The following is a 19,572-nucleotide window of genomic DNA, read 5'->3' on the forward strand; positions in this document are numbered from 1 at the left end:
TTATCAATTATAAAAACGATAAGACTTTCTCTTGCAGAGATTTTAAATAGTTCTAAACCCTTGGTTTCAACTATATTCACAGTTTCAACGATGGAGTATTCTGTTTTTTTAAATTGGCCAAAAGCACGGCAGCGTATGGACTTTAGTTAGGGAAGGTACGAATAAGCCTTATGAGCTTCAGTCTTATCAGAGAAACAGTCTTTGAAGGCGAAAGTGAGCAGGGATATTGATACCTTGCAATCACTCTTAACGAAGATAGGTTGCTTCTCTGAAAGACCCAAAGGACGTGGGCTAAGCTCTCTTTAATTCTTTGTTAACTTTCTTGTCAATATGCTCAATATTGGACAGCGAAACTTACCTCGAATAAAGAAGAGTTATCCACACACTAAAGCCAGTGGACTTATTCACCCCCTCCCTAGTACGATCAGAAAGTTATTCGAGCCTATACATTGTCGTTAACTTCGAAAAATGCCCATTAATCCGGATCGTTTATAAACTGAGATATACAGCTCGAAGTATATTCAGCACTTTGGTTGGCCCTGAATTCAAGTTCGAAGTGCGACACTTTTCATTTCAAGCCGCTAAGCTCATTTCTTTAAATACGACCGCTGGCTGCTTGAACCCTAAGGGCGATAATTGATTCTCGTCATCGCCCAGTGAATCATGTCCTCTTCAATCTCTCTTAAATCTGTTCCTTTACGCACATATTGCCTTATTCTCGTTCGCGCCACGCTCCCAAGAGCTATAAGGGTGGGCAAAATAGACTTTAGTATCCAGCGCTTCTGCAATCTTAGCGTGATGAGAAAATTCTCTACCGTTATCTACTGTAATCGTATGCACGTGATCTTTAAAGGGCATTAACAACTCTATTGTCGCTTGGGTGACATCTAGGGCAGACTTTGAATTCACTTTCTTTATCAAGTAAAAACGCGTCGTTCGCTCAAGTAGTGTGACAATCGAGCCTGTTCCACTTTTACCTAAAACCGTGTCTATCTCCCAATCCCCAAAACGTTTTCGCGTATCGACAATATCAGGACGTTCCTCTATGGATTCAGCGTTCTTTATAACTTCATCTTTTGTTCGTTTGCCTTTTCGATAGCGCTTATGACCCTGCCTTAAGTGTCGGTAAAGTGTTCCTTTGCGCCTTTTATCATCATGAATGTATTGATAAATCCACTCATAGCTGACTGGCACACCACATCGCTTCAATACGTTAGATACTTGCTCTGGACTCCAGTCAAACTCAATAAGAGCCCGTATATAATTGATTGTTTTTGTTGGTATTCGATACTCTTGTTAGGCAAAAAGAATGTGCTTCCTTAGAACAATAGTGTTTCGCTTGCCTGTTACGCTTTAATTCACGATAAACCGTGGCTTTATGGCACTTAATGGCATTAGCGATATAGGACACTGACATTTTTTGTTCTAAAAGAGCGGAAATCTGGTATCGTTTCCCTTCGGTCAATTGCTGATAATTCATGTTTGTACTGCTTATTTTTGTGGCGAAAAGAAGTGAACCAACTTCAGCAGTTGGCTTCTTCTACACCTGTTTTGCAGTGTCGCACTTATTATCTGAATTTAGGGCATACCAGCCAAAGTGCAGCTCAATATTGATGAGGTACGCCACGAAATTATGACATTGAGTCAGTCACCTCGTATTACCGTGCGTAGCTTTAGCCGCTCTGGCCGGCTGTTCTGCAACAACTCCTCACTTAAAAAGCTCTTTTTCAAGAGGAATGGCAGGAATCGAAGCCCGCGTACCCTATACAAATTACACAAACTACTTTGGTTACATTGATTCTTCAGTAAAACCAGATGGTAAGTATAAAAACAAAGATGCATATTACCTTTATGTTTGGGTGCCTGCCGCAGTTGATGAAATTGGTGTATCGATGATCTCACCTTCAACCTCTGCCCCAAGTGATTCAGACTTCGTTCATAACAACTTTAATGTCGGCATGAAAAATGATGCTGGCAAATTCTTCGATACTTACTTGGCCTTAGATCGCTTAAATATTGTAGACAGCGCTAAAATCAAAAATGATGGTGAAGTGCTACAGAACCTTGGCCGTGATGATTAATCCGAACTACCAGCCAACCCTAGCGAAGTGTTAGTGCGTGGCGTCTACCGAATCTCTTTTACCTCATTCCGCTCAAGCATCGAAGGTTCATTTGAAGCAACAGTGGGTACAAATGTCCCTGGCGTAAAAATCGCTCCGTCTTTAACAGAGCTACACAATCTAGTTAACGCAAACTAACTCAGATTTTAAATAAAGGCCCACACGGGCCTTTATTTTTTTGCCGCCCAGAAAACAATGCTCTAAACCCCAAAATAATAAACCAAGTGGCCTTAACTCACGCTCCGACACATCATCTTGCAACGTAAAATACTCGATATGGATAATACTCTTAGCATTAATGGCGTTATGAACTTCATCCAATCGGGCCGAGATCTGATTACTATGAAAAAATTCAGGCAAGTACAGTCGAGGTCCCAATAGGTACACCAGACACGCTAAAGTCTTGAATATCTCGATAAATAGATAATGCGTTCAGAGACTTCGAGCCTCTCAGCGAGCCATTTAGCCGTCGTTAGTCGGCGATTGAAAAATTTAAAAAAGACGATCTGCCCTACGCATAGCCACAACCTCAATAAATATCTACCTATCTTTTGTAGATACTAGAGCATTGAACGCAGCGCGACACGACTACCTTCTGAATCCAAAAAGTACGCGATGTACCCTATTTCCTTAATGCGTTTTAGCATCAGGACTTCACCAGCGGCAGACTCAACTCCCAATAAGATTTCTGAAAGATCATCACCGCCATTCAAATACAACGCGCGCCCCTCTTTCGAAGGCGTTTCTCACACCTCTAAAATAATCACCCCCGAACCGCCTACTTTTCATCATGTGGAAATAGCCCCTGCCTCAAACCAGCTAGTTCGATCGTAAGCGTACGGGCAACCACACCTTGTTTCTCTCTCAGAGCGTAATATTCCAAGGTAACAGGTCTTCTAGGCTGTCCCCTACATTGCGTTTCGGAAGCTCTTCAAACAACGCCACTAGGTAGTCATAGGGGATTCGTAATCATTCCCTTTTTAATGCAGTTCAAAACGGCCATTAGAGGTGGCTTACCTCCGTTGGCTGTATGTGGTCTTTCGTGATTGTAAAACCATAACCACTCTGTTGCATACTCCTGGACTTCTTCGAGCGTATCAAACAGGTGTTTACTGACCCAGCCGTATCTCGCTGCTCGATTGTAACGCTCAATATACGCATTTTGTTGAGGGTTACCCGGCTGAATATAGTTTATTCTGATGCCTTTCTCTTTAGCCCGCTTAACGAACTCCGAGCCGTTGTCGCAACGAAGGGCAATAGGCTTCTTTCGCCACTCCAATAGTTGATTCAGGACGCGAATCACTCTCTGTGATGGCAAGGAAAAGCCCGCTTCCATCACTAATCCCTCACGCTTAAAGTCGTCGATCACATTAAACAAGAGGCTCTTTCGCCCGTCTGCTAGCAGATCATGCATAAAGTCCATTGACCAGACTTGGTTCTGAGGTCTCACCACTAATTACCATTTAGTCCCAAAAGGCTGACAACCTTGGTGGATTGAGTGAGAGCTCGAAGACTATAGTCAACTAACTCTCTTATCGCTACCAAGTGTGTCGATTATTATTGAGGTCTAAGACTTACTTGTACTTTTCCAACAAAGTTTGATGATTCTGGGAGAAATCTCGCATCAACCCATGTTTTATAGCCTCAAAAGTTAACGCTAGATATTTGGATTTTTCTTCATAAAGTGTGGCGTTCTTTGTCCAAGACACCGCTTTAACTGCCATAACAAAAGGAAACAACCAACCAGAAGTAACTCTGTACAGTTCAATTCCATTTCGATAGGTATAGTAAGCTTTCCATAGAGGAGTATACTTTTTACGCTGACTTACAGTTTCACAATCATGAGTAAAGCGAATCGTAGGAACAAAATAATGCTTGTACCCTCGTTGCGCCATATTCAGAGTATAAAGTATGTCATCAGCGTAGATAAAAAGCTCAGTACGCGGAAGGTCAAGCTTATCTCGTATAGAGCTACAACGCACAAAACAACCAACAAACGACGATGCTTGAATACTCTGCGGCTCCTGTTTCTGATAGTAACTATCAGGTATATGAAAGCCTTTTCGACCAAAACATAGAGTCTTGGCCGACTGAATCAGTGATTTAAACGGGTGAAAGCTAGGCCTATTCATTTCCATGATACTTCCATCAGGCCCATATACTGCGGCAGCAACTCCTGCCAAAGTGGAGTCAATATTTTTCTCTGAAAAATGACGAAATTCAGCAATGGCACCATTCTGTGGAAAAGCATCATCGTCATAACACACTAACCAATCAACGTTCAACTCAAGTGCTTTAGCAAACCCCTTACTAAAGCCACCGGAACCACCAATATTCTGCTCCAAATGTAAACACACCAACCTTGAATCAGCCTGCTGACTTAGCCACTCCCCCGTTCCATCAGTAGATGCATTATCGACAATAATAATTTTATCCAGGGCTTCTCCTAAGCTACAAGCAACTGTATTCTTGAGTTTTTCTAATCGATTGTAGGTAACAATTACAGCGGCAATTTTCATGACTTGCTCAAAGGTTGTATAGTAAAAGACCGCATATTTTGACCTTTTTTCTCTAAAAATAGATCAGCAGTTTCGAGTGCCTCTTTGATAGTTACATCCATATCTAGATAACGGTATGTCGCCAAACGTCCGACAAATGTTACTCCTTGCTCTCGCTCTGCAAGATCAACATAATTGATCAGCTGCTCTGGGTCACCAGTTAAACGAATAGGGTAGTAGGGAGTGTCGCCAGGCTGAGCTAAACGACTGAACTCGCGATAACAAATTGACTGCTCGTGCTGTTCCCAAGGAGAAAAATGCTTATGTTCCGTAATACGAGTAAATGCCACTTTTTGGTCGCAATAATTAAGAACCGCAGTCCCCTGTACATCGCCTTCACGGCGGAAGGTTTCAAAATCCAATGTTCTATATGGTAAATGACCTTCGCAATAGTCAAACCAAGCATCCAAAGGTCCTGTATAAAATACATGTGCGTAATCAGAACATTGACTCTTATCAAAAGCAGTACTAAGCTTTATAGAAATATTTTCGTGTTCACAAATAGCCGCAACAATAGGGGTATAACCATCCTTAGGCATACCTTGGTACTTGTGATTAAAGTAATTATCATCATAGTTAAAGCGCAAAGGCAAGCGCTTCAAAATACTCGCAGGCAGTTCTTTCGGATCTAACCCCCACTGCTTAATGGTATAACCCTTGAAGAAGGCTTCATATAGTTCTTTACCAACAAATTTTAATGCCTGCTCTTCAAAGCTAATTGGCTCATCGATACTTTGATCCGCAACACTCTTTATAAACTCTCGCGCTTCATCTGGACTAAATGTCTTGTTAAAAAACTGATTAATCGTTAACAAGTTAATAGGAAGAGAGAATACACGTTCTTGGCTAAAAGCCTTAACTCGATTAGTATAATCTTTGAATTCACCAAAGCGATTCACATATTGCCATACTCTTTCATTATCAGTATGAAAAATATGTGGACCATATACATGAACCATAACGTTCGTCTCGGTATCCCGTTCAGTGAAACAGTTACCAGCTAATTGGTCTCGCTTCTCATAAACGTCAACATTATAGCCCGCTTCAGCAAGTTCACGAGCAATAACAGCGCCAGAAAAACCAGCACCTACGATAGCAATTTTATTTGTCATGGCTTGCGCCTTTTTTAGTAGATTGATCAGTATATACAGATTTCCAGAATTCATAATTAGTTAGTTCTGGAATCTCTTTCTGATATTGAACTTGAATTGTTTTAAAATTACGAAGTAAACCCAAAAATACAATAGTGAATGCCTTTAGCTCCTTAGCAAATTGTATTTTGTCGTGAGACGCTACATAACCTAGTTTTAAAGGCGTATAGTAGTAAAGCACCGATTCATAACGATAGAGCATACGAACCCACGCTTTAAACCCTTTTTCCTGAAACACTGTCCTCTTGCGAATAAAGCTCTTAGGCAAAAGAAAGCCGTTTAAAGAGATCACACGAAGCCACTTTTGGTACCTTTTTTCATAAACAGATCCGAACAATAAATCATAGTCACTTGGATCAAGCGGCTGCATTTTTTCTTGGCAAGGGTGATTTGATACCTCATTTCGGACTGAAGCCATATCCATATTTTCCCGCCAAAACATTGGACCTTTCATATAGTGCTTTATTGCCAAAGTAACAGAGTGTGCAGAAGCATAGTTATAAGAGAATAAAGCCCCTAGGAACAACCGAAGTATGAGTTTCAACTGAGGAATCATCGCTGTACCTAAACGAGCATTCTGAACCAAATTCTGACGTGTGTCCAAATAGCGTGGCATAGGCCCATCTTTGAGACTAAAGTCATCCCCCCAACAAGAAATACCGAGATACGTTTTTATATCGAAATGGTTCATCAAGCTAAACATAATATCATCGCCGCGCACAAAGAACGGAAAAGCAAAATGTTTGATTTTTTCAATTGGAAATGCAAAATACCACCACGCACCGTAGTCTGGCTTTTCAAACGTTTGATCGGCAACTAGCAGATCATGAACTGATCGCATATCAAGGCCAGATTTCAGAGGGTAACTACCGATATTAAATTTGGCACCCTTCTCAAATAATCTATACGGTTCCAACTCCCGCAACAAAGCACCGGAAATGGCCATGTTAGGATTAGTGGAGTATTCAAGTATATGAACAGTCCTAATAATAGACTCTACTTCACAGGAGGCGTCATCATCCATAAAGACACAATGTGTGTAACCCCCTAGATTAATTAACTCATAAAGCCCCCGCGTAAAGCCGCCGGATCCTCCCAGATTTGGATTCTTGACGACATTTGCTAAACTGGCTTCTTCATCCGTAAGATTTTGAGAGTTGTCGATAACAGTAAGAGTAACTTTGTTCCGATAACTGTTGTTTGCTAACAGCAGCTCCGATAACCTTTTAATAGCCGGTACTACATAGGACTTTCGATTGAAATGAGTAATTACGAGTCCAACTTTAACGCTCTGCAATTTACTAGTGCTTGTGCTATAAAATCCACCGTAATACTCCACTTCCTCCAGCCCTTCAATAGAGAAACTGAGTAGTCCATCAACTAAAGTATCCCAACATGAAATAGGAAGATCTACACCATCAGGTGTAAGGATAAGATCAACTTCATCCAGTATCTGATGTGATATACCAATCCGATGCAATTCGATACGAACGCACACTTTACCTTTACCTTTAAGAGTCAGGGTGAGATCGCTTAAATTAGCATTCTGCTTCCAACACTCAACTTGAAACACATTAAAGTAAGTATCAAAAAACAGTTTTCCATGTTTATCTATATTTGCCAAGTGCTCACTTAGCCGAACATTGGCAAACTCGTTTTTACGAATGTATAAAGCGGCTTCAGCAACCAAATCCAGCGAAGGCCAAATCACGTTCTGTATAACATTTTTCATATTTATTGATGTCCGTACAAAGTCAAAGCGCTCTCTGCAGAGCAATCTACTTGTATAGCTCCACTCTGAATCCAAATAGCCCGGTCACACAGTTTCATTACTTCATTCGAATCATGTGAAACAAATACAATAGTTACACCTTTGTTTTTAAAACTATGGATAGTTTCATAACACTTCTCGCGAAATTTAGCATCCCCAACAGCTAGCACCTCATCAATAATCAGCAACTCTGGTTCTAACTGCGTAATAACCGAAAAACCTAGTTTCGACATCATACCACTAGAATAAAACTTAATTGGCTGATCAATGAAGTTACCTAACTCAGAAAATTCAATTATGCGCTCTAAGTTATCGCGAATTTGCCTTTTCGGGATACCCATCAAAGTTGCATTAAGAAAAATATTTTCTCTACCAGTTAAATCCGGGTGAAAACCGCCGCCGAGCTCCAACATAGGAGACACTCTTCCTAATACCCTAGCACGACCAGAGCTTGGTTTAATCACACCAGCCATCAGAGAAAGCAACGTACTTTTACCCGCACCATTGCGACCAACAATCCCGACACTTTCGCCTTGTGTTATAGTGAAACTAATATCATCCAACGCCGTAAAAGTTTGTTTTTCCACTCCCCCCATCAATTTGCTAGGAAGACTAAGTAGAGTTTCCCGAAGCCCTAGTTGATGACTGCTGACTAAATTATAAGTTTTACTCACATTCTGAAATTCAATCACTATATTGCCCATCAACCTAACTCCGCAAATTTAGGGGAGATCACTCGATACACATACATCCCAAATATTACTGAGACCAAAGCAGAGAGTGACATACACTCTACATTCAGCAATGGCAACGTACCGTGTAGAAATATTTCGTGCCAAGACTCTATCAGATACAGCAACGGATTAAGGCTAAAATACAAAACGAACTCCGACGGGACTAAATCTAACGGGTATAGAATAGGCGTTAGATACATAAGCAGCATGACAACCAAAGTAGTCACCCGTTCTATATCACGGAATAACATATTGCAAGATGCAATAACAAGAGCTAAACCATAACAAATCAACATCTGCAAGAGGAACACGATCGGAATCTGGTATAGCCAAGACCAGTAAAAAGCAGGTAAATCGTGGATATATAGGAATAAACTAATAATAGGCACAGACAAAGCAAAATGAATACCGTCTATGAGAATTAGACTTAGAGGAATATAATACTTTGGGAACACCAGCTTTTTGATCAATGTCATATTGCCGAGGAACGCCCAGCATGAACCATTGAGGCCATTACTGACCCACTGCCATGCAAACAAACCACTAATCAGGAAAACGCTGTAATTTTCCATATTTATACGCATGACATGACGGAAGGCAACATCAAAAATAATCGCCATGATTAATGGAGTCCCTAGAGACCATATATAACCAAGTACAGTATTCTTGTACTTTATTTTGAAATCTTTTTTTATAAGTTGCTCTAGAACTTCAACATGCCATTTCACTAACGTCATAAGAGATTTTGCTTTTTAATCCTTAGTTGAGAGTTTTGAGACAACTGGTTTTAAATATATAGCTATGCTCTCAGCAAGAATAGAGTGCCCAAGTACTCTACCTAAGCAACAGTCGAAGATTGAGAACTACTAATACGAAGCCAATAAAGGCGACGAATAGTACCTGTGTTGTTTTAATCTTGCAATATTTTCAGTAGCATAAGATCTTATCATTGTCCTTAAGTTTCTTATCAATTCAATACGATCTAAAAAGTCCAGTCTTTAGAACATGAACATCTGTCGAGATGAAATATCAGCGAAAGTAGGGTATGAAAGCTAATGACGAATACACTCATGAGGTAATTCAATTAACAGCAATAAAGCCCTTATAAATAAGGGCTTTATTAAAATTCTTTACAGAATATGTCTCAGGTAAACTCTAGAACGGAAAACAAAGACAAATTCATAAAAAATAGGGTCAGTACAGTAAAATTTTTCTTATAAAACAGTACCTAGACCAATTGATCTCATTTCATTTTTTTACATTTATATTATTAAAAGTAAAAAATTAGCCATTTAGACTAAGACTTGAGCCCCTTCTAGAGTTATACAGTGACTTTAAAGCAGTACAGAGGTACCTAGTCAACTCTATAGAAAAGTGGCCCACATGCGCTTGATCAAGCATTACATTAGCCCCTATGCTCAATCAGAATGTTGGGTGATATAGAGCCACCTTGCTCTTCTCAAGAAACCATCAATCAGATCGAAAATATAGCCGCCGATTGTCAACTGTGGTAAATACTTCTAGTTACATGCATGCGCTGACATAGGCAGATTTTAAAGAGCCATGTGATCAACTTTATCTTTGATACTTGAAGGGAAGCAAAATGCCTAGAGAACTAATTAAAAACATAAGTGAGCTCTATGACTTTTTTGATGCGGAACAGGTAAGACAAATTGATGCCGAATTTTCGCACCAAACAAAACAAATCATTGATAGCTTGGGAGCCAAAAAGGCGCACCTCAATAAATGGTGGGTGATGACTCCTATGGACTGGAAGTGCCCTTCCTGCTGCCGGCCGAAGCCGGATATTGCAAAGCTAGACCATCATAACTATGCATCTTGTCATTTACATGAGCACCATGATCACATGCAGGATATAGTCAAAGACCTTTTCGCTCAAAGCTCAGCAAATCGAACTGATGTGATTGCCGATAACTTATCCGAACGCTTTGCGATTAGAACAGCTTTTGCAATTTCAGCTTATGACAACACAGTTATTTGCGCCGATTGCAATAAAGCCGATGGCGATGCGAAAAAGTTAGTCGGTGCCGACCGTAATTTTTCATTCTCTCCAGGTGAAATTTCAGAGTTCATAATTACTACCCCCAATCAAGAACATAAAATAGATAAAGACAAAGGAAGTGAGATCTGGCACCAAAATAAACACACATTTGAACAACGCATGGAGCTCGCAAAATCTATAGCAAATCTTGCAGCAAATGATACGCACTGGTATAAACCGTCGCATATGACAGCTAAGCAGGTCAAAAGGCAAGCTAAATTCTGGTTGAGTCATCTTGGCCTCGATGAACTTGATACATCCCAAGAGGCACATAAACTTTTATATGACACAACACCTTTCAAAGGTGAAGCTTCATCTTGGCGAACAAAGAACAAGCCTCAATCAAAAGCATCCCCTTCTGTCGGAGATGCTCTGCACTTATCGAAAGTAAGAGGCCATTTTTGGAATAAGTTTGACGAAGACTGGATTTGCCCTTGCTGCGGTCGGAACAAATTCAATTCTATTCAGAAATCAAAGAGTAAATCATGGGTTTTTGAAGTTAAAGAAATTTATTCCTTTAACGAGAGATCGGAAGAGTACTGCGACATAATTCAAGTCTGCAATGAATGCTATAAAACGTCTTATCACCTAGGAAAAGAAGCCTCAAGCTTTGTTCAGTCACTGGATGCTTCATTCGATTTTTCAAGAAGCTATAACCAAAGCTTAGTTTCTATAAGTGAGATAAAGAAGATCATTCAACCTCGTCCTCACTCTAGCCACTTGATCGATAACTCGATGGCTGATGAACTTGTCGATTTAGCTATTAATCGCATCACTGAGCAAACTTATTATCACTCCCCGCTGTACTTTGAAAGAAGAGAAAGAGAAAGAGAATCAGGATTTTCAAAAATCGAATTCTTCAACAACCTAATGAACAATCAATAGGAGCATGGAGCATTAATTCACGCCCCACCGCGATGTTAATTTTAGGAGCGACTACGATCTAACAAACTCAAGGAAGTCCACAGCGAGGCTGAAGTGAAAAATATAGTAAACGACTGCAAGATCTCTGATTTTAGAGATTTAGTAAACTCAAATTCAAAGTTTGTTTATCAAATCTACAAAGATAAAGGTGGAAAGAACCTTTTCCACCTTGTTTGCTCTTGCATGGATTGGATTAGTGTTTCAGTGCGGCATTTGGAAAATGTAGCAGAGTTCGATTCCAACATAGATGTCAAGTGTATGCAGGTCTATTCCCTCATATCATCTATTGACCTGATTTCTGAGTCTGTCACCCAACTCCACAGAGTCTTTGTGAATGAAAAAACCGTTCCATTTAAAAATGAGAAGAGCTGTTTCAGAAATCGCCTAATTGAAAACGAAGATGACAATACCTATTTTACGACTCTAAGAGCTTGCTTTGGTGCTCATTCAGTTTCATTGAACCAATCTGGCTCAAAACGCTTCGCTAGTTGGCCGTTCAAGAGCCGCTTAACTAGCGCAGATTTAACGGTTCACTTATACAGTCGAGAAGTGAATGAGCAAGATTTAACTTTGAACCTCTACATAAATGAGTTATTGGAATTTCTCGCAACTCGTTATGACTATCTCGATGTGATTACAACAAGAATACAAAGCCTGTTTGAAGAATACAGAATAGAGCTTTCCAAGCAGTTGATTGAGATAAAATCGGATCCATTAGAACAACTCTATGTATTAAGATCTGAGTCAGATAAGCGATTGGATAATGACTATTATAGAGGTGAAATTGATGATCTTATTATGATTTTCGAAGCAAAAGTGAATGATGCAGAGCTTACCGCTCTAGCCGAAGATTATAAAAATTCACTATTGCCAACAATTGAAGAGATTAAGAGTAACCTGCAATCAATGAGCATCATTGATTTGAAGACTGCCTCTGACTTGAGAAGTCGATCAGAGTTGAGCAGGGAGTTAAGTTATGAGCTGTCTAAGTTCTACAGTTGGATTTATTCGGGTAGATATGACCCTATGCTCGATTACTACTTCGAACGACTAAATGCTGTTACCGAAGGTAAGTTTAAGTTTAGTGAAAGCGATACAAGAAACCTGACTTTTCTTAAAGTGAAGCTAATGCTTACAGCTTAAAAAAGTCAGACTATATTAAGATCACCCTACTTGTCTGGATAGGTCAACCTTCTAAGGGCAAAAATGTTAAACAAGTAAAGGAATACAGATGCAGAAGCCAATATATGATTTCAATTTGAATACAGATCTTTTTGAAAGAGATAAAACCGCTCAAAAGATTTCCGACATTGTGACTACACAAGAAGAATGTAGCCCGTTGGCAATCGATGGAAACTGGGGGACAGGAAAAACAGACTTATGCCAGCGAATTACACAAAGAATAAATAACGATAGTAGCCATACCACTCAAGCTCTCTACATCAATACATTTGAACACGACCAATCTGAATCACCACTTCTCAGCTTACTCGCAGAGCTGACAAAGATTCTTCCTGAGTCAGAAGACCCTAATTTGTGGAACTCAATGCGAGAAGCTCTCAAGACTTCTTCTGGCATTATCGCAAAAGCAGCCCTTCACCATATTTTCCGTATAGATGCCGACGAAGCTCAATCTGACTTTGAAGAAAGCTTGGAGAAACAAGGCGAAGCCTATCTCAACAAACAAATAGATAAGCTATTAGAGGTAGAAGCCAAAAAAGCCAATAACCTAGCAATGTTAAAGGCTGCGCTCATAAAAGCAACAGCGAACCAAACCCTCATTTTTGTCATTGATGAACTAGACCGCTGCGCTCCATCCTATGCAATTAAACTACTCGAACAAACCAAGCATGTCTTTGATGTCCCTAATATCAGATTCATTTTATCTGCGAACATCACTCAACTGGAGAGCAATTTCATTAATCTATATGGGAACAGCTCCGGTGCTTCCTACACAGAAAAGTTCATCAATTTCACAATCCCTTTGAGAACAAAGTCATTTGTAACTAACCGTAGGCAATCTATTAACAACAACTCAAAGTACTTGCTAGAAATAGTTGGAGAAAATTATTCGAGTCCGGCGTTAGTTAACGTAATTGACTATCTAACAAAAACTGTACGAATAAACTTGAGGGATATTGAAAAACTAGGCCGCTCAATACGATATCTTGTTTCGAATAATAGTGAGTTTGATCTTGAGCGAGACAATTTCCCTTTCATAGCTCTTTCTGCATTTCTTGCAACAAGATACCCTGAGATAGCCACGGCACTGTTACATAAAGATGCAGATTACGAATCAAAGTATTTTAAGCGATTTAGCATTGATTGCCATGAAGAGGTTGGGCATTACGATAGTGATATTGAATATAATTACCTTGCGATTAAAGACTGGACACCATTTGCCTGTCTTACGTACATAGCTCTCGAAGGCTATAAAAACAAGGCCAAGCTGGGCCTCGATGACCCTGAGAGATGTACTACTGCCGAAGAGGCAATTATTAAGATTATAGGGAGAGGACACACCTTCAAAAATGCACATTACGCTTTCACTAAGGTGTGTGAGAAGTTAATTTTTTAAGTGTAAAGGCGCAGAGGGCTAGAAAAACGGGCTAAAGAATTTTCCTTTAGGAACAAAGTTGTCCAGGAATCAGGCTCACCATTAGCATCCGACAAACAGAAATAACTCTCTCCGTTTTAAAAAATGAGTTGTTCTCGATGAAGTTCCATACCACTACCATAAATCAAGTTTATTTTTTAAGCACAAAACAAAAAGCCCCGCAAATGCGAGGCTTCTATTGATCTAACTCTAAACTCGATATTCGTCAGAACGGGATATCATCATCAAAGTCATCAAAGTTTGGTGCTGGCTGTTGAGGCTTAGCTTGCTCAGGCGCCTTTTGCTGCGGTGCGCTTGGAGCTGGCGCACTCGGTGCAGGTTGTTGCGGTTGGTTATTACCCCAGCTACCGAATGATTGTGGCTGCTGAGGTGCCGCTTGCTGTGGCGCAGATTGTGGCTGGTTGAAACCACCGCCCTGTGGTTGGTTATTGAAGCCACCACCTTGAGGTTGGTTAAAGCCGCCTTGTGGCGCAGACTGTTGTGGCTGGTTGAAGCCACCCGCTTGTTGCGGAGCCTGTTGAGGTGCTTGCTGACTGCCAAAGCCGCCGCCCATGTTGTTGTCGTAACCGCCTTGTTGGCCGTCTGCACGACCGTCTAGCAATTGCATTTCGTTCGCTACGATTTCTGTGGTGTAACGTTTGATGCCGTCTTTTTCCCACTCACGCGTACGCAGTGAACCTTCAACGTAGACTTTAGAGCCTTTTTTGATGTATTCGCCAGCGATTTGACCTAAACGGTAGTTGCCGCGATCCATGAAGGCAACACGGTGCCATTCAGTACGCTCTTGCATTTGACCTGTTTGACGGTCTCTCCAGCTTTCAGACGTTGCTAAACTGACGTTTGCCACGGCTGCACCAGAAGGCATGTAACGCACTTCTGCATCACTGCCCGCATTACCAATTATGATTACTTTGTTAATTCCACGTGCCATGACGTTCGTTCTCCAGAAACTCTATTCTAAATTGACACTTGAGGCGCTACGCGTTTCAGTGTCTCTTTGTCTAACCGTTTTTTGTCTATCTTGAGATAAGCCGTTTGCTCATCCGTAAAAATCTGCATATCTTCCACTCCTTGAATACGCTCTAAATCCTTTTTAAGTGCGCTCAACTCTGTCTCCGTTAAGTCGGGCAGGCTGAATGCTAAACTGCTTAGCGATTTTGGGGCAGGCTGACGGCTGGCAATAATAAGCCAAGCTAACCAGATCAAACCAACCACTGTAAAGAGGCCTTGCATTCCATAGTGCTGCACTAGCCATCCACCGCCAACACCGCCTAGAAATGCCCCCATAAATTGGTGTGTTGAGAACACGCCCATGGCAGTACCACGGTAACCAACTGGAGCCATCTTACTGATCAAAGAAGGCAAGGTCGCTTCAAGTGTGTTAAACGCAATGAAAAACGCACACACCCAAATTGCAAACACCCATAATACTTTAGTCCAGCCCATAAGTAATGTGGAAATACCTATTGTGGCGATGACAACCAATAATATTAATTTCATTTTACCGCGCGCTTCCGCCATGATCACCAGCGGCAACATACCGATAAACGCCAGTCCCATCACGATCAAGTACAAGATGCTGTGCATACCCAATGCGAGATCAAAACGCTCTAATAAAATCGTCGGTATGGCGACAAATAAGGCGGTTAACGAAGCGTGCAACAATAAGACGCTGATGTTTAAAAAGCGCAACTGACCGTTTTTTAACACGCGAGCCAAGGCGACTTTACTCGGCGTGGTGTCTCGCTTAAAACTGTGTTGTGTCACGTTGGGTACAGCGAATAAGATTAAGCCAATTCCAATGATCGAGAATGCAAAGGATAAATAGAACAAACCGTTTAGCCCAACAAGGTCAAACAACCAAGGGCCTAACACCAACGCAATCATAAACGAAGCACCGATGCTGATGCCGACGGTCGCCATGGCTTTGGTTCGGTTTTGCTCCCGCGTCACATCACTTAGTAGCGCCATTAATGTGCTAGCAATGGCGCCAGCGCCCTGCACCGCTCGGCCGATGATAAGTTGGTAAATATCATTCGCGTTGGCGCAGATAAGGCTACCCAGAGCAAACAAGATCAAGCCTATAAAAATAATGCGTTTTCGGCCAAAGTGATCTGACATCATCCCCATTGGGATTTGTAAGCTCGCCTGACTGAAACCATAAATACCGATCGCAACACCGATTAAAGCTGTACTTGCACCGCCTAGATCATCTGCTGCGATGCTAATAACCGGCATAATGAGAAATAAGCCCAACATGCGAAACAGGTACACTAAAGCGAGCGCCAATACAGAGCGACGTTCAATAAGATCCATAATAAGCCTAATTTAGAGCATGAAAGGGGTTATACAGAGTGTGAGACATACCCAACATCCCAGCAAGTGATTGAAGATAATAGTAATTTCTTCAAAAATACGCCGTAACTTGTCGTATTCACGTATAAGCTTGGAAAGGGTGGCAACCTACTCTTTCCCGTTTAGCCCTAGGGTAAATTAAAAAAGATGAGTGATTTTACTAAAAATACCGTTGAAGCTCTATTTTAACTACTGTAAAAATAGACAGTTATTATACACAGATTACTATTTTCCTGTTTTACCCATATTTGGTAGGAGACTCATGGATACCATTACCGTGCGCGGTGCGCGCACTCATAATCTGAAGAATGTGGATTTAGACATTCCACGCGACAAGTTGGTTGTGATTACCGGACTCTCAGGCTCAGGTAAATCTTCGCTGGCGTTTGATACCTTGTATGCAGAAGGCCAACGCCGTTACGTTGAATCTCTATCCACTTACGCTCGGCAGTTCCTTTCCATGATGGAGAAGCCCGATATTGATCATATCGAGGGCTTGTCTCCTGCTATTTCTATTGAGCAAAAATCTACTTCGCATAACCCACGCTCCACTGTGGGGACAATTACAGAGATCTACGATTACTTACGACTTTTGTTCGCTCGCGCAGGCCAACCAAGATGTCCTGACCATGGAGAAGCATTAGAAGCACAGACGATCTCTCAGATGGTGGATAAGGTTTTGTCCCTACCTGAAGAAAGTAAAATGATGCTGCTCGCGCCGATTGTAAAAGACCGCAAAGGTGAGCACTTACACACTATTAGTGATTTGCTGTCTAAGGGCTTTATTCGTGCAAGAATCGATGGTTTAGTGGTCGATCTCGACGATGCACCTGCGCTAGAGAAGAACAAAAAGCACACCATCGAAGTAGTCATTGATCGCTTTAAAGTTCGACCGGATTTAAAACTCCGTCTCGCCGAATCGTTCGAAACCTGTTTAACACTTTCAGACGGCATTGCGAAAGTCATCAACATGGACGAGCCAACGGAAGAACATATTTTCTCCAGTAAGTTTGCTTGCCCAATTTGTGGATACAGCTTAACCGAATTGGAACCGAGGCTCTTTTCGTTTAATAATCCTAATGGCGCTTGCCAAACCTGTGACGGGTTAGGGACGCATCAGGTTTTCGATCCAGAAAGAGTCATTCAAGATGAATCTCTCACGCTTGCTGAAGGCGCCATTCGGGGCTGGGGACGACGGAGCATTTTCTACTTCCAGCAGCTCAATGCGTTGGCAAATTTTTATGACTTTGATATTGAGTCGAAGTACCAAGACATCCCGAAAAAATTCCAAGATAAGATTCTATTCGGCTCCGGAAAAGACAAAATCGATTTCGTATATATCAATGAGCGCGGCGATAAGATGACACGTTCGCACGTCTTTGAAGGTGTCATACCAAACCTACAACGACGCTACCGCGAAACCGAATCTGAAAGCGTACGTGATGATCTGTCTCAATACATCAGTATCCAGCCATGCAGCGATTGTGGCGGTTCACGTCTAAACCGTTCAGCGCGCAATGTGTTTATCAGTGAAGAAACATTGCCGGAAATTGTTAAATTACCAATTGCCGAGTGTTTAAAGTATTTCGATGAGCTAAAACTAGTAGGCGCAAAAGGTGAAATCGCGTCAAAAATCCTCAAAGAAATCAAAGATCGACTCACCTTTTTAGTTAACGTGGGACTTGAGTACCTGACACTAGATAGGCAGGCAGACACACTTTCAGGCGGTGAAGCGCAACGTATCCGACTTGCTAGCCAAATCGGCGCGGGGCTTGTGGGTGTCATGTACATCCTAGATGAGCCGTCCATCGGTCTTCATCAACGGGACAACGAACGTCTTATTCAAACATTGACCCGATTAAGAGATCTGGGCAATACCGTTATCGTCGTTGAGCATGATGAAGACGCAATAAGAGTCGCCGATCATGTGGTAGATATCGGTCCAGGGGCGGGTATTCACGGTGGTGAAGTCATCGTCAGCGGTACACCCGATGACATCATGTCTTGCAAAGAATCGATTACTGGGCAATTTCTTAATGGTGAGCGTAAGATCGAAATTCCAGCATTACGCCATCCTGCTAAAGAAGGCAAGCAACTGACACTGCACGGCGCAAAAGGTAATAACCTAAACGATGTAACGCTGAATATTCCTTATGGCGTTATGACCTGTGTGACGGGCGTATCAGGATCCGGTAAATCAACATTGATTAACGGGACACTTTTTCCGTTAGCCGCAACCGCTTTGAACGGCGCCACAACACTTAAAGCAGCACCGCATGATAAAATAGACGGCCTCGACCTATTCGATAAATGCGTCGATATAGACCAAAGCCCAATTGGACGTACTCCGCGCTCAAACCCTGCGACCTATACAGGCATCTTCACACCAATGCGTGAATTGTTCTCTGCCACTCAGGAAGCTCGCTCTCGAGGCTACAAGCCAGGACGATTTAGTTTTAACGTGAAAGGCGGACGATGTGAAGCCTGTCAGGGCGACGGTGTGATCAAGGTAGAAATGCACTTTTTACCTGACGTTTATGTGCCTTGTGATGTCTGTAAGGGCAAACGATACAACCGTGAAACATTGGAGATCCACTATAAGGGCAAAAACATTCACGAATGTTTGGAAATGACCATCGAAGACGCTCGTGAGTTCTTTGATCCGGTGCCCTCCATTGCGCGTAAGCTACAGACTCTCATTGACGTGGGTCTTGGGTATATCCGACTAGGTCAGGCTGCGACGACGCTCTCAGGCGGCGAAGCACAACGTGTGAAACTGGCAAAAGAACTATCTAAACGCGATACAGGCAAAACTTTATACATACTCGACGAACCAACAACAGGGCTGCACTTTGCCGATATTGAGCAACTGCTTAAGGTATTGCATCGTTTGCGTGATCACGGCAATACAATTGTCGTAATTGAACATAATCTCGATGTAATCAAAACTGCAGATTGGATTGTTGATTTAGGGCCTGAAGGCGGTAGCGGCGGTGGCTATATCATTGCTGAAGGAACGCCAGAAAAAGTGGCTGAACAAGAAGGGTCGCATACTGCACGATTCTTAAAACCAATGCTTTCCTAGCTTACTGAAATCGTTATCGGTAAACGTCGTTAGCTAGAATCACTGATAGGCGCGTCACTCTAACTTATCCACTGAATCTTTTTTATTTGATCAGTGGATAAGTTAGAGTGACGCGCCCATTTCTTTTATACCCCCATTAAAATCCAATTTGTTAAGAGCGGTACTGGTTCTATCCTCAAACCGTGCCTTCCCACG

Annotated in this window: 13 protein-coding genes and 3 pseudogenes; 5 read left to right on the forward strand and 11 right to left on the reverse strand. The window is 41.7% G+C overall.

All coding sequences use genetic code 11. The annotated features are described in order from the left end of the window. Window positions 1–573: 573 nt before the first annotated feature. Window positions 574–1,480 (reverse strand): annotated as a pseudogene (locus DFP79_RS09835) (IS30 family transposase). 256 nt (window positions 1,481–1,736) lie between these two features. On the opposite strand from DFP79_RS09835, the pseudogene DFP79_RS17965 reads away from it, so the two are divergent. Then, window positions 1,737–2,258, forward strand: a pseudogene (locus tag DFP79_RS17965) (LipL32 family surface lipoprotein). On the opposite strand, the gene DFP79_RS18275 reads toward DFP79_RS17965, so the two are convergent. From DFP79_RS18275 to DFP79_RS09880, 8 genes and pseudogenes are all read right to left on the reverse strand, one after another. Further along, window positions 2,241–2,507 carry a WYL domain-containing protein gene (locus tag DFP79_RS18275; protein ID WP_481822764.1) on the reverse strand — a complete coding sequence of 89 codons (267 nt, stop codon included), beginning with the start codon at window positions 2,505–2,507 and terminating at the stop codon, window positions 2,241–2,243. The pseudogene DFP79_RS17965 and the gene DFP79_RS18275 sit on opposite strands and share 18 nt — an antisense overlap. 173 nt (window positions 2,508–2,680) lie before the next feature. Then, window positions 2,681–2,839, reverse strand: a complete 159-nt coding sequence (locus tag DFP79_RS17890; RefSeq protein ID WP_166637682.1) for a VOC family protein — start codon at window positions 2,837–2,839, stop codon at window positions 2,681–2,683. 233 nt (window positions 2,840–3,072) lie between these two features. Then, window positions 3,073–3,558: pseudogene (locus tag DFP79_RS09855) on the reverse strand (integrase core domain-containing protein); the annotation flags it as partial. A 136-nt stretch (window positions 3,559–3,694) separates the two neighbouring features. Next, window positions 3,695–4,639, reverse strand: a complete 945-nt coding sequence (locus DFP79_RS09860) for a glycosyltransferase (protein ID WP_133503795.1) — start codon at window positions 4,637–4,639, stop codon at window positions 3,695–3,697. Continuing rightward, window positions 4,636–5,790, reverse strand: a complete 1,155-nt coding sequence (glf, locus tag DFP79_RS09865; RefSeq protein ID WP_133503796.1) for a UDP-galactopyranose mutase — start codon at window positions 5,788–5,790, stop codon at window positions 4,636–4,638. The genes DFP79_RS09860 and glf overlap by 4 nt, the downstream gene beginning before the upstream one ends. After that, window positions 5,780–7,561 (reverse strand): glycosyltransferase family 2 protein, encoded by a 1,782-nt coding sequence (locus DFP79_RS09870; RefSeq protein WP_133503797.1) that lies wholly within the window; start codon window positions 7,559–7,561, stop codon window positions 5,780–5,782. The genes glf and DFP79_RS09870 overlap by 11 nt, the downstream gene beginning before the upstream one ends. A 2-nt stretch (window positions 7,562–7,563) precedes the next feature. Beyond that, window positions 7,564–8,304: an ABC transporter ATP-binding protein gene (locus DFP79_RS09875; protein ID WP_133503798.1), complete on the reverse strand. Its 741-nt coding sequence runs from the start codon at window positions 8,302–8,304 to the stop codon at window positions 7,564–7,566. Continuing rightward, window positions 8,304–9,071 carry an ABC transporter permease gene (locus tag DFP79_RS09880; RefSeq protein WP_133503799.1) on the reverse strand — a complete coding sequence of 256 codons (768 nt, stop codon included), beginning with the start codon at window positions 9,069–9,071 and terminating at the stop codon, window positions 8,304–8,306. The genes DFP79_RS09875 and DFP79_RS09880 overlap by 1 nt, the downstream gene beginning before the upstream one ends. An 866-nt stretch (window positions 9,072–9,937) precedes the next feature. Here DFP79_RS09880 and DFP79_RS09885 point away from each other — a divergent pair. The 3 genes from DFP79_RS09885 (at window position 9,938) to DFP79_RS09895 (ending at window position 13,898) form a co-directional block, all read left to right on the forward strand. Continuing rightward, window positions 9,938–11,281, forward strand: coding sequence for a hypothetical protein (locus tag DFP79_RS09885; RefSeq protein WP_133503800.1), 1,344 nt, complete (start codon window positions 9,938–9,940; stop codon window positions 11,279–11,281). 93 nt (window positions 11,282–11,374) lie between these two features. Beyond that, the gene (locus DFP79_RS09890) at window positions 11,375–12,463 is read left to right on the forward strand and encodes a hypothetical protein (RefSeq protein WP_133503801.1); all 1,089 of its coding nucleotides are present in this window, start codon (window positions 11,375–11,377) and stop codon (window positions 12,461–12,463) included. Window positions 12,464–12,578: 115 nt separating this feature from the next. Beyond that, a complete protein-coding gene (locus DFP79_RS09895; RefSeq protein ID WP_166637683.1) occupies window positions 12,579–13,898 on the forward strand; it encodes a KAP family P-loop NTPase fold protein in 1,320 nt (439 codons plus the stop codon). A gap of 244 nt (window positions 13,899–14,142) precedes the next feature. Here DFP79_RS09895 and ssb read toward each other — a convergent pair whose 3' ends face one another. Beyond that, entirely contained in the window at window positions 14,143–14,868 is a 726-nt protein-coding gene (gene ssb / locus DFP79_RS09900; protein WP_133503803.1) for a single-stranded DNA-binding protein, read from the reverse strand. A gap of 26 nt (window positions 14,869–14,894) precedes the next feature. Then, window positions 14,895–16,253 carry an MFS transporter gene (locus DFP79_RS09905; protein WP_133503804.1) on the reverse strand — a complete coding sequence of 453 codons (1,359 nt, stop codon included), beginning with the start codon at window positions 16,251–16,253 and terminating at the stop codon, window positions 14,895–14,897. A gap of 301 nt (window positions 16,254–16,554) precedes the next feature. Between DFP79_RS09905 and uvrA the strand changes: the two genes are divergently transcribed. Further along, window positions 16,555–19,377, forward strand: coding sequence for an excinuclease ABC subunit UvrA (gene uvrA / locus DFP79_RS09910; RefSeq protein ID WP_133503805.1), 2,823 nt, complete (start codon window positions 16,555–16,557; stop codon window positions 19,375–19,377). The last annotated feature ends 195 nt before the right edge of the window (window positions 19,378–19,572 follow it).

The organism is Marinomonas balearica, assembly GCF_004362145.1.
GTDB classification, from domain to species: domain Bacteria; phylum Pseudomonadota; class Gammaproteobacteria; order Pseudomonadales; family Marinomonadaceae; genus Marinomonas; species Marinomonas balearica.

Excerpts from the sequence above, each read along its gene's own strand:
- DFP79_RS09860 (WP_133503795.1), bottom strand. The coding sequence starts at position 4,639 with ATGAAAATTGCCGCTGTAATTGTTACCTACAATCGATTAGAAAAACTC.
- glf (WP_133503796.1), bottom strand. The coding sequence starts at position 5,790 with ATGACAAATAAAATTGCTATCGTAGGTGCTGGTTTTTCTGGCGCTGTT.
- DFP79_RS09870 (WP_133503797.1), bottom strand. The coding sequence starts at position 7,561 with ATGAAAAATGTTATACAGAACGTGATTTGGCCTTCGCTGGATTTGGTT.
- DFP79_RS09875 (WP_133503798.1), bottom strand. The coding sequence starts at position 8,304 with ATGGGCAATATAGTGATTGAATTTCAGAATGTGAGTAAAACTTATAAT.
- DFP79_RS09880 (WP_133503799.1), bottom strand. The coding sequence starts at position 9,071 with ATGACGTTAGTGAAATGGCATGTTGAAGTTCTAGAGCAACTTATAAAA.
- DFP79_RS09885 (WP_133503800.1), top strand. The coding sequence starts at position 9,938 with ATGCCTAGAGAACTAATTAAAAACATAAGTGAGCTCTATGACTTTTTT.
- ssb (WP_133503803.1), bottom strand. The coding sequence starts at position 14,868 with ATGGCACGTGGAATTAACAAAGTAATCATAATTGGTAATGCGGGCAGT.
- DFP79_RS09905 (WP_133503804.1), bottom strand. The coding sequence starts at position 16,253 with ATGGATCTTATTGAACGTCGCTCTGTATTGGCGCTCGCTTTAGTGTAC.
- uvrA (WP_133503805.1), top strand. The coding sequence starts at position 16,555 with ATGGATACCATTACCGTGCGCGGTGCGCGCACTCATAATCTGAAGAAT.